Origin of the sequence: Treponema sp. OMZ 838 (assembly GCF_000775995.1) — a bacterium.
Taxonomy (GTDB): Bacteria; Spirochaetota; Spirochaetia; order Treponematales; family Treponemataceae; genus Treponema.
Genome location: NZ_CP009227.1, coordinates 168,103 through 180,299 on the forward strand (window position 1 = coordinate 168,103; position 12,197 = coordinate 180,299).

The 12,197-nt window shown below is 46.9% G+C and carries 7 protein-coding genes and 1 tRNA gene; 5 read left to right on the forward strand and 3 right to left on the reverse strand.

What is annotated here, in order from left to right; genetic code table 11:
• Positions 1 to 135 precede the first annotated feature (135 nt).
• The 3 genes from QI63_RS00735 to QI63_RS00745 are packed head-to-tail and all read left to right on the forward strand — an operon-like array spanning position 136 to position 5,989.
• Positions 136 to 1,515, forward strand: a complete 1,380-nt coding sequence (locus tag QI63_RS00735; protein ID WP_044012994.1) for an MFS transporter — start codon at positions 136 to 138, stop codon at positions 1,513 to 1,515.
• Positions 1,512 to 3,365 (forward strand): glycoside hydrolase family 2 protein, encoded by a 1,854-nt coding sequence (locus QI63_RS00740; protein ID WP_044012996.1) that lies wholly within the window; start codon positions 1,512 to 1,514, stop codon positions 3,363 to 3,365. The genes QI63_RS00735 and QI63_RS00740 overlap by 4 nt, the downstream gene beginning before the upstream one ends.
• Positions 3,362 to 5,989 carry a transglycosylase domain-containing protein gene (locus tag QI63_RS00745; RefSeq protein ID WP_044012999.1) on the forward strand — a complete coding sequence of 876 codons (2,628 nt, stop codon included), beginning with the start codon at positions 3,362 to 3,364 and terminating at the stop codon, positions 5,987 to 5,989. Before QI63_RS00740 ends, QI63_RS00745 begins: the two co-directional genes overlap by 4 nt.
• A gap of 175 nt (positions 5,990 to 6,164) precedes the next feature.
• Here QI63_RS00745 and QI63_RS00750 read toward each other — a convergent pair.
• The 3 genes from QI63_RS00750 to QI63_RS00760 form a co-directional block, all read right to left on the reverse strand.
• A tRNA-Met gene (locus tag QI63_RS00750) sits at positions 6,165 to 6,237 on the reverse strand.
• A 60-nt stretch (positions 6,238 to 6,297) separates the two neighbouring features.
• Positions 6,298 to 8,568, reverse strand: a complete 2,271-nt coding sequence (locus tag QI63_RS00755; RefSeq protein WP_044013002.1) for a glycoside hydrolase family 2 protein — start codon at positions 8,566 to 8,568, stop codon at positions 6,298 to 6,300.
• 1 nt (position 8,569) lies between these two features.
• Complete coding sequence (locus tag QI63_RS00760) at positions 8,570 to 9,448, reverse strand: peptide ABC transporter ATPase (RefSeq protein WP_044013004.1); 879 nt, start codon at positions 9,446 to 9,448, stop codon at positions 8,570 to 8,572.
• 171 nt (positions 9,449 to 9,619) lie between these two features.
• Here QI63_RS00760 and QI63_RS00765 point away from each other — a divergent pair, with 171 nt between their 5' ends.
• Entirely contained in the window at positions 9,620 to 11,182 is a 1,563-nt protein-coding gene (locus tag QI63_RS00765; RefSeq protein WP_044016862.1) for an extracellular solute-binding protein, read from the forward strand.
• A gap of 97 nt (positions 11,183 to 11,279) precedes the next feature.
• Positions 11,280 to 12,191, forward strand: a complete 912-nt coding sequence (locus tag QI63_RS00770) for an ABC transporter permease (RefSeq protein ID WP_052185437.1) — start codon at positions 11,280 to 11,282, stop codon at positions 12,189 to 12,191.
• The last annotated feature ends 6 nt before the right edge of the window (positions 12,192 to 12,197 follow it).

Consider the following 12,197-nt stretch of genomic DNA (forward strand, 5'->3'; position numbering starts at 1 on the left):
TAGCAATTATCTTAAGTTTGCGTTACACTGATTTAGGTCTGTAATTTCTTTTGTGGTATTGTTTTTTCTTTCTAATCTAAACATACCACGAATTACAAACTTTTAACACTCCTTACTTTATCTTGGATAGACGTGATGAAAACTGAAAAAAGTCTTATTGGAACAAAACGGTTTTGGTTTTTAATGTGGGGCTTAGGTCTTGCGGGGCAGTTATGCTGGAATATCGAAAATCAATGGTTTAATACCTTTGTGTATGCAAAGATTGCAAAAGATTCCTCTATCGTAACGCTCATGGTTATTACCAGCGCTTTGGTCACAACATTCTCAACCTTCATATTCGGGACACTGTCGGATAGAATAGGTTCGAGAAGAAGATTTATCTCTATAGGCTACATCGTATGGGGATTGACGACGATTCTGTTCGGTCTTACCGAATTTGTAGGACACGGACAGGTCGGAACCGGAGCAAAAGCTTCAATCTGGGCGGCAGTTCTTGTTATCTTAGCCGATGATGTTATGAGCTTTTTCGGCTCTATGGGAAACGATTCGGGATACAACGCATGGAGCAATGACATGACTACCGATAAAAACCGCGGTCAAGTCGGAGCCGTGCTCGCAATTCAACCGATAATCGGCACCATCGTCGGCACCGTATTGGGCGGTTTGCTCATCGGCAGCGAAAATAACTATCAACGGTTGTTTTGGTCTATGGGTATCTTTGTCATCCTTGCAGGGCTTCTCTCTCTTCTTCTATTAAAAGATGCTCCCAACTTAAAACCCTACAAAACGGGTTCATTTTGGGAGCAATTAAGCTCGATCTTTAAAGCGGAAGGATTTTTTTCTCAAAAAGAATTGATGCTTGCGTGTATTACAACAGCGCTTTTTTTTGTTTCGTTCAATGTTTATTTTGTCCACATGGGAAACTGGATGATTTACCGCATGGGCTTTAACGCAGGGAACATGGGTATTATTCAAGGATTAAGTTTAGTCGCTGCGTCCCTGCTGGTGATTCCTGCAATCGGGATTATCAATAAGAGGCGTACTCCGCAGCTTGCCTGTTTTGCAATTATTCTGAATATCGTCGGCTTATGCATTTTATCGCTCTTTGCAAAGCCCGCAGCTTTTAACACGGAAACGGTATTCTGCGTGCAAAACATTCCGCTGTTCCTTTCCGTTTTCCTTGCAGGTGCAGGACAAATCCTTGTTACGCAATCGATGACCATCTGGGTTAAAGAACTCTATCCCGAAACCGCACGCGGTCAGTTTGAAGGTATCCGTATTCTCTTTTTCGTCCTCACCCCGATGATTATCGGAACCGTGATAGGCAACATTATTGTTAAAAACGGAGCAGGCTCCATCGCGAATGAATTCGGAATCATCGAAAATATTCCCGCAGAATCCATCTATCTGTGGGGAGCAATTCTAGCGGTAACGGCGCTCTTTCCGCTCTTTTTCGCATCGAAAATGTATAACCGGCGCAGAAACGACCTCCTTACCATCGAGACAATAACATGAGAAAAAACAAACCGATAAAACCTTTACTCACACCGTGGGGTGAAGCCCTCGACAAGCGAAAGCCCTTAAACGATTATCCCCGTCCTCAGTTGGCGCGGAAAGAATGGCAATGCTTAAACGGAGCATGGGACTACGCGATAACCGCCGATAAACAGATGCCTAAAATATGGGACGGAGAAATAATCGTACCGTTCTCTCCGGAAACAATCCTGTCAAATGTACAGCGGCAGTTACTTCCGGGTGAAACGCTGTGGTACCGCAGAACATTCAACTTTGAACAATGTAAACTGAGTGAGCGGCTCCTGTTACATTTCGGAGCGGTAGATCAACACTGTACCGTCTATGTCAACGGTAAAGAAGTAGGTTCCCATTCGGGAGGATACTGGCCGTTCTCTTTTGATATCAGCAATTTTTTAAACGGTGATACAACGGAAATTGTCATTGCAGTTACCGACGATACCGATACCGGTGATGAGGCCTACGGTAAGCAAACCTTAAACCGAGGAGAGATTTGGTACACGGGTCAGAGCGGTATTTGGCAAACCGTATGGTGCGAAAAAGTTCCTGGCACTCATATCGAAAAGATCAATATAACGCCTCATTATCAAACCGGTGAAGTTGAAATTTCGGTTTTTATTACCGGATCCGATGTCACCGGAAACGATAGACACCCTTCGCATCGCCTTGATGATAGATATGTTAAACGTGATAATGATATACGCATTAAAATCTTTGACTCCGGTTCTGTAATTGCGGAAGACACGCTCACAACCAATCCGCTGCGGATAAAAATGCCTGCCGATTTTAAGAGTTGGAGTCCCGAACAGCCTTTCCTCTATGATGTAGAAATCCGTGCAGGAGAGGATACGGTAACTTCATACTTCGGTATGCGGGAATTCGGGATCATCAACGGCAAACACGGTCCCGTTCTCAGTCTAAACGGAGCGCCGATCTTTCATCACGGGCTCTTGGATCAGGGTTATTGGAGCGACGGAATGTATACGCCGCCTTCCGACGAGGCGATGATTTGGGAAATTAAAAAACTGAAAGATATGGGTTTTAATATGCTGAGGAAGCACATTAAAATAGAACCCCTCCGCTGGTACTATCATTGTGATAGGCTCGGAATGCTTGTCTGGCAGGATTTTGTCAGCGGCGGCGGTCCGTATAAACCGTTGGTCGTTCAATATGCACCGTGGCTCGGCTTCAATTTTAACGATAGGAAAAACCGCTATGCCCTCCACGGACGCAAAAGCGAAAAGGGTCGAAACATATTTTTACGCGATGCCGAATGTACCATCGATTTACTGTACAATACGGTAAGCCTTTCGGTATGGGTTCCTTTTAATGAAGGATGGGGGCAATTCGAAGCAGCCTCAATGGCGGAATACGTCCATAAACAAGATCCCACGAGGCTCATCGATCATGCAAGCGGCTATTTTGATCAAGGTGCAGGAGATTTCCACAGCTATCATATTTATTTTAAGTCCTTCCGCCCGAAACCCGATCCGTTGAATCGGATTTTAGCCTTAACCGAATTCGGAGGGTTCAGCCTGGCCGTGGACGGTCATATCTCCTCCGATATTTTATACGGTTATAAAATCTTCAAGGATACGCAATCTTTAAACGACGGTATCCGGAACCTCTATGAAACCGATGTATATCCGACGATGGAAAAGGGATTGAGCGCTTCAATTTACACTCAAGTGAGCGATGTTGAAGATGAGGTGAACGGTATTTTTACTTACGACAGAAAAGAAACAAAATTGGATGGAGATTTGAGCTTACAGATTGCCGAAACCTTACATGGACTTTTCAAAAAAAACTACGCCGATTATCAGCGGTTATGAAAATACGGCAGAGTAATACGCGCAGATTATCTAAAAAACGGCTGCTGTACGGCACGGCGGCGTTGCTGATTGTACTCTGTATCGGCGGCTGGCTTTCGCTCTTTTTGCCGTTCCCGGAACTGGACGCTTTTATGCAGCGGGATTGGAGTACCCGCGTCTATGATCGGGGCGGCAATCTTATTCAAATCCTCGCACTGGAGGACGGCATACGGCGTGAGTTTACGGCGTATGAAGCGATCCCGCCCGATGCCGTCCGCATCTTTCTCGCTGCGGAAGACAAGGATTTTTTCGCCCACCGCGGTATCGATGTTGCCGCTATTGCACGGGCAACTTATCAAAATATCAGCAGCGGAAAGCGGGTCAGCGGTGCGTCTACCGTTACGATGCAGCTCGCCCGCCTCGTCGTTCCGGCAAAAAGGCGCACGTTTTTTGCAAAGCTCCGCGAAGCTCGAAACGCGCTCCGGATTGAGCGGCGCCTTTCAAAACAGGCTATTCTTGAACTCTATCTTAACAGCCTTCCGTTCGGCTTCCAAACCGAAGGCCTTACCTCGGCAGCAAGGAATTTTTTCGCACTGCCGCTTTCGGAACTGACTGCGGAACAGCTCTGCTGCCTCGCAGTCATCCCCCGCCGTCCCGCCGGTTACAACCCGCTTGAGCATCCCGAAGCCTGTGCCGAAAAAGCGGCCGCGCTCTACCGCGCCGTCTTTATGCAAGAAAGCGAAGGGCAGAACGGACAGCAAGACACCCTGCTTACAGATCGGCTGCTGCAGGCTGCCCATACCGCACGCCGCTTTGAATACCCCTTCGGGATGCCTCATTACATCGAATACCTTGTGCGGCGATATAAAGCAGGTGATTTTCACCGACAACCGGAAGTTCTACAAGGTGCGCAAGGTGGTACTCAACCGCACCCGGAAGACAGCCCGAAAATTACGCAAGACAGCAGTTCCCCGCAGATGACCAGTCAAACACAGACTGCGCACCAGTCCGTATCGGCATCCCCCAAAGCCGCACCTCAAGCATTGCCGCCCGACTGGTATTTAACCGCAGACAGTGCCTTGTCCGCTCAGGCTGAACTGCTCCTCCGCGCTCAGTTGAAAAGCAATCCTCAAGCCCGCGTACACAATGGCGCCATTCTCGTTATCGAAAACGCAACCGGAAATATTCTTGCGTGGATAGGCTCGAACTCATATTTTGACGATGAAAGCAATGGAAAAATCGACGGCGTTACCGCGTTAAATCAAAGCGGAAGCAGTTCCAAACCATTTTTATATGCGCTCGCATTGGAACAAGGATGGAAGCCGTCGGATGTCTTGCCGGATATTCCGATACGGTTCGGAAAGGAGGAAGCATATATCCCGCGCAACTTTAATAACCGGTTTAACGGTCCCGTCCGCTTACGGATTGCGCTTGCCTCCAGCCTCAACATCCCCGCCGTCTATCTCCTCAACGAACTCGGCATCGAAACCTATCTGCACACGTTAGAGGAACTCGGCTTTCAATCTATCGATACGGAAGGCTCGGATGTAAAACTGTCGCTTGCACTCGGCAGCGTACCGGTTCCCCTCTACGAACTGGTACGCGCATTCAGCGTTTTTCCGCGCGACGGAGTACTCCTTCCGCTGCGCTCATTTACGGATGGGAGCACTGCCGACGGCTTTTCCGCACCGAAACAGGTTTTCAGCGCAGACACCGCGCGGCTCATCTGCTCAATCCTTTCAGATTCCGCAGCAAGGGCAAAGGGATTCGGTTTCTCTTCACCCCTGAACACACCCTTCCCTTCCATCTTTAAAACAGGAACGGCGAATCAATTCCAAAGCCTTATCGCCCTCGCATCATCATCAGCCTTTACCGTCGGCATCTGGATGGGGAATTTTGCAGGCAATACCGTCATCGGAAAAACAGGAAGCTCCGCTCCCGCTTCGATTGCTCGGAACTTACTCGTCCGGCTGCACAGCCAGCCCTTCGCGGACGGTCTTACGGTACCGGCAAAAAACTTTGCAGAACCGGAGCATTGGCGCCGCGAATCCGTTTGCGCCCTTTCGGGAATGCCCGCCGGTCCTGCATGCCACAACACAGTGCAGGAATATCTGCCGTCCGCATTCACCGCTTTCAGCGAGCACAACAGGTACAATGGACGCAACGCAGGATACGGCAGCTTCGGCACATCCAACCGGATTGATGCACCCAACCGGCACGGCACATATAAACGGGAAAACGGCGAATATGAACAAGCGGGGAACACATATCAACAAGCGGGCGGCGAATGCAGCTGGCACCAAATACAAAACGGGCACTTAGTTACCGTATACCCCGAAGAATACCGGCGCTGGTTTGCGAACATCACACGGCACGGTACAATCGGACAGCCGAGCAATGCGTTAACGGTCATCCGGCCGGCAGATGGCAGCCGTTTTGTCAGCAATGCTCGTTACCAAGGCACCGGTGTTCCAATCGAAATTACCGGCGGAGCGGAAGATACCGTATACATTAGCTACGACGGCCGCGCTCCGATTACCCTAAACCGCCCGTTTTCAGGCAGCCTTCCGCTGGAAAAAGGAGAACACCGGCTTATCGTCCGCTGCGGCGATGAAGAGGTATCGGTTGTATTCACTGTTGAATGAGTAGAAGCCTCTAAAAACGCAAGTCTTATCGGTTTGTTCTGTAAGGAAATAATTTATCATATCCGTTTTGCGGACTGCGAATCAGTTTTTGAAAGGTAAGCTTTGTTCAGCGGTTTTCCCTTAGATTTAATTTGCGAAAAAAAAGACACTCTGAACGAGTGTCTTTTAAAGGAGTTAGCGGCAATAGGGCTTGAACCTATGACCTAACGGATATGAGCCGTTTGCTCTACCAACTGAGCTATACCGCCGTAAAAATACTTGAAGAATATAGCGTAAAATAAAATCTTTGTCAATTACCCTTAAAATTTTTACCGGATGCGGATTGAAACGGTCCCGCTTTTAAATTCACCGGTTTGTGCGGACACCTTTACCGTGCCGGCTTTTCCGAGCGTTTTAATCCAAAAGCCGCGGGCACCGCCGATGAGGGCGAACTCTTTAGGGCCGATAACCTCGGCGGGGCCTTTCAGCTTAATCTGCACAACCTCGGAACTATACGGTAATTCGTTTCCAGCCTGATCAAGGAGGCGCACAACAAAGCGGACGGCATCGGGTATGTCCGCCCGAAGTTTTGTCTCATCGGCGATAAGTACAAGCTGCGCCGCAACGGGATTTGCAGTAAAGCGGCGGGTAATACACTCTTTACCGTTATGGTAGCCGGTGAATACGGCATCTTCCCATCCGCCGCCCCACACGCTTGGAAGGTTCTCGATAACAACAGGCGGATGCACAAACCCGGGATACCGGTCAAAAGCGGGATAGAACAGACCTAAATCTTTTTCGCCGATAGTAAGCCTAACTGCGGTACAGTTCGTACAGATGATAAGCGGCGCAATTCCGCCGACTGCACGGTCGCCGACGGTATAACGGGTTAACGGTTCCAACACCGGCCGTACTTCCGCAGACAGCTGACTTGCATAGACGCTTGCGGCGAACTTAGGAAGGCGGAACATATCCATCACACCGTGGTAGCAAATACGGTCGCCCGAACCGAAATTCGCATGAGTATTATAGTCAAACGCACACCATCCGATTGCGCCGCATTTTTGCGGGTCAAGGGCGGCGGCATTCTGTACCGCGAGGTGAAGCTTTGCATGCTCAACCAAACGCTCTTCCTGATCGAACCGTTTTGTCGGATAGATGTGTCCGCCGAACTCGGTTACCAGATACGGCACCACATCGGACTGTCCCGTAACCTCACGTTGAGAACGAAGCACCCGCGCAGTTCCCGCTCCATTACCGGCAGGCAATCCTTGAGAACCGTATATAAAATCGTTCATCGTATAGACGTCTTCAAAAAATTCACTGTTTTCAATACAGCGGACGCCGCCGGTCTGCCGGTACGGATCAAGCTCATGGGCGATCGTATTTGTGCGCTGATAAAACGCCGTGCAATCAGGCGATTCATTAATGCGTACTCCCCACAATACAATAGAAGGGTGATTCCGGTCTCTGATAATCATCTTCCGGATACTTTCGCAACTGATATCCTGCCAGGCGGAATCGCCGATATACTGCCAACCGGGCGTTTCTTCAAAAACCAATAAGCCGATCTCATCACATCGATCCAAAAAATACGGCGACTGCGGATAATGCGAGGTACGGACGATATTAACGCCAAGCTCGTATTTCAGAATATCTGCATCTTTCCGCTGTACCCGTTCAGGCATCGCATACCCGACGTAGGGAAAAGACTGATGCCGGTTTAAACCGCGCAGCTTCAGCGGCTTGCCGTTTAAGAAAAAACCTTCCGGCGTAAACTCAGCCGTGCGGAAACCGATACGGGTAGATACGGTATCACATATCATACCGTCTTCCAGTAAAGATACTTCGACACGATACAACTCAGGCTTTTCAAGCGTCCATAGCTTTAAGCCGATTAATTCATCCATAAGCATCGATAAAGAAAGAGAGGGAACGGATACAACAAGACTTCTGCTCAACTCTGCCCGTTTCCGGTTTCTGGAATCGAAGAGCGCTACGGAAACATCGATCGACTTATTTGTCCGTTCGCTGTGTGCAATCGCAATATCAACCTGCAAACTTTTTTCTGCCGTTAAAACGGAAACAGGGCGGGCATACATCGATTCGATATGACAATAGGGTACTGCACGCAGCGTAACATCGCGGTAAATACCTCCGTAACAAAGGTAATCAACCTCACCGCCGAACGGAGGGATATCGGCTCGTTCCGTCGAATCGACATATACAACCAATACGTTCCTTTCTTCATCTCCATACTCAACATATTGAGTAATCTCCACAGGAAAAGGAACATACCCACCTTTATGCTCGCCGACCGGCTGTCCGTTAACAAAGACCTTGGCATAGCACATCACTCCGTCAAAATCGATAAAAAGGCGCATCCCTTGCAACTGAGAAGAGACGGCAAATTTTTTTCGATAACACGACTCTACTTGATATACTTTTTCATCAAAATAATGATACGGCAATTCTTTTACCGTATGCGGAAGCTGCACTTCGGTAAAATGTGTTTCGTCGCAATGGGTTTGTATGTACTGTTCTGTAAAGTTTTCTGCAAATTGCCAATTTTGCCATAAAGGGATCAGTGTCCGTGCCATTTTACGCCTCCGTTTGTATATCAATCATCTGATTTAATACGATATTAAGGTCTTCGATAAAAATCCCGGAATACCGCTCGATATTTTTTATAATAGAATCTTTTAATGCCAATATCCTACCAGTCAAATCAGGCCCTGCCGGCATATCGACCATCATAATAACTCTATAACCGTTATCTTCGGTTTGAACGGTAATTTTCTTAATATTCACCGCGCTATCATACTGAGCCGCATATTGTATAACCATTTCTTTTAATGCGGTATCGGAAACTTGTGCCGCATAAACCTTTGAGAATTCAGGACGCACAACCGATTTTTCAAATAACGTTTCTTCTTCTTTTAAGTGCCCGATATTTGCATTACGGAACAGCAGTCTGATTTTATCATAAAATATTTGCGGATAGTTCCTCTTCACCTCGACAGACGGAACAGGAATAACGTGCTTCCCTTCGACACGGCGGCTCCGGATAGCGGTTTCAATCTCTTCCCTCGTTGCGATATCTTCAATGCGGATAATTTTTTGCGGCGGCGGGATCTGCAATCTCGTCGCAATTTTATTGACCATCTTATCCGATGTACCTAAAATAAGCACTTTTTTACGGCTTAATTGATGAAGGACTTTGGCCGCTTCATCACGGTGCTGCTTATCGTCAAAAACAGCCGTTTTTACCGCTGCCAAAAAGGTTTTTTCCCGTTTTGCAGAATGTCCCGCGAGTATTTTATCGCCTTTAATGACCAATCCGTCATCGATAATTAAATCTATTCCGTATTTTTGGGCGACCAATCGTGCTCTAAAACTTTTTCCGGTACCGTTACCGCCAACCAGCGCATATATCTGTGGTCTCTTTACCCAGCGAAAAAACCTATCAAAAAACCGCATATCGGTTTAGTATAAGCCGGTTATTGCATCTTCGCAAGTACATACTCAAAAATTCGTATCAAAACACACAGTAAAACTTGACAAATGGATAATAGCAGGTTACCCTTTTTAAAGAGCATCTTGATACAAACCAAAATACTTTTAAAGATGCTCATGAATTCGGAGGAAATTATGAAACGTATGTTGAAGCTCTGTGCCGCACTGTTGATTGCCGGTACCTTGCTGAGCGGGTGCAATACGAAAAAAACGGACGCATCCGCAGCGAAAACCAATTCGGAAAAGCCGATTGAAATCTCATTGTACTATTCAGACAATGCAACGCTTCCCTTCAAAGCCGATTGGCTGACCGTGCAGGAATCGGAAAAACGCTCAAACACAAAACTGCACTTTGAGCCGATACCGATTGCCGATTACAACACCAAAGTATCGTTAGCCTTAAATACCGGCAACGGCCCCGATGTAATCCTTTACCAAAACACGAACGGCGAAAACGGTTCATTGGCATTAAACGGCGCGCTTATTCCGATCAGCGACTATGCCGAATGGACTCCGAACTTTAATGCACAAGTAAAAAAATTCGGATTGGAAAAAGACATCGACGCAGTGCGCCTAAAGGACGGAAAATATTATTATCTTCCTTCTTTATTTGATGTTCCTTTTTACGACGGCGGATTGATTTTACGCGAAGACATGCTGAATAAATACGGCCTCTCTCAGCCGAAAACATTCGATGACCTCTATGTCTTCTTAAAGAAATACAAAAAAGATAATCCCGACTCCTACCCCCTGACCATTTTGGCCGGCCCGCGGGTTTTATATAGAATGACAATGCCGTCATTCGGCATCAGCCTCGGCAAAAATTCTTCAACCGGTACCGGCGTTTTAAGCTGGGACTATGCAAAGGGTAACTATTTTGCAGGCGCCGTAACGGAAATGTATAAGGCCTATGCACGTTTCCTTGCAAAGCTCTACAAAGAGGGACTGCTGGATCCTGAAATGGCAGAGCCTATCGATGGTGATAAATGGGCGCAAAAGCTCGCTACCGGCAAAGCGGTTGCCACCTATGCGTACTATGACCAAATCGGTGGCGTTACGGGTAAATCGGCTATCGAAGGCTTTAAGCTGCAAATGTATCCGCCTCTTGCAGGCCCTGCAGGCGCACACCATCAGCCCAAGAGCAGAACACAATGGGGTATCATGTTCCCGTCAAAGACAGCAAAACGCGCTGACTTTGAACAAATTGTTCGTGCAATCGACAACATTTTCTTCAGCGATGAAGGTGCAAAACTCTGGTGTCTCGGAGTAGAAGGCGTAACCTATACGGTTGAAAACGGTAAAATCAAGTATGCAAAGGAAATTACCGAAGCTCCTGAAGGTGTTTACAAGACGATGCAGTTGAAATACGGATGCGGCGCCGATACGACGCAGCTGGTATGGATTAACAGCAGAGAAATGACCAAGTACGATGACAATTATGCTCGTATCAATGCAGAAGTAGAAAAGATGGATATGGCGATCCAGCCGATTCCCCCTACTCCGCTGTTTGATGATGCTGTCGCGGAAGAAGCAGGTATTCTACGTACTCCGCTCTTAGATACATTTGAAAAATGGAACAATGATTTTATCACCGGGAAAAAAGATCTTGATAAGGATTGGAATGCCTATGTTACCGAAATGAATAATGTCGGCATTGAAAAGTACCTTACACTCTATAACGAGCACGTAAGGAAATAACCTCTTGCTGCGCCTGCATAAGCATCGCTTTGCGGGCGTATTGGGCATCTCTGAAAACTCGATTAGCTTTTAGAGATGCCTTATTATTTTTAACACTATGAATCAAAGAACAAAACGCTATTTTCATCAATATTGGCAGCTTTATGCGATGCTTCTGCTGCCCTTAATTTATTTTATCATATTTAAATATGTTCCGATTTTCGGTAATGTACTTGCATTTAGACGATACCGTCCGGGACTCGGCGCATTCGGCACCGAATGGGTAGGGCTGCGCTATTTTACGATGTTTTTTAAAGACCCTGCTTTTTGGCGCGCATTTAGAAATACGCTGACTCTATCGCTAATGAATTTACTCATAAACTTCCCGATACCGATTATCTTTGCACTCCTCTTAAACGAAATACGTTCCGTTTTTTTAAAGAAATTCGTACAGACGGTTTCATATATGCCGCGCTTTATTTCAACCGTTGTCGTTATTGCAATGGCTGCGGAAATTCTTTCGCCGAGTACCGGTATTTTAAATCTTCTGTTAAAAAACACGTTCGATATGCAGCCGATCTATTTTATGAACGAACCGTCCTATTTTAGAACTTTGTACATCTTCACCGACACATGGCAATATATGGGTTGGACTGCCATTATCTATCTTGCGGCAATTACAGGGATTAACGAAGAATTATACGAGGCGGCGAAGATCGATGGAGCAGGAAAATTGCAGCAGATACTGTATATCACTATACCATCCATCCTGCCGACTATTATGGTTATGCTTATTCTGGAAATAGGCAGATTACTGACGCTTGGCTTTGAGAAGATATTGCTTATGTATACCCCAAACAATGCGGACGTCAGCGATATTATCGCAACACTTGTATACCGTACCGGCTTAGCAAATCAAAATTATTCGTATGCAACCGCAATCGGATTATTTACCGGCGTTATCGGCATTTTCCTCGTTGCCTCTGCAAACGCTGTAAGCAAACGCCTCACCGACGAAAGTATCTATTAATACGGA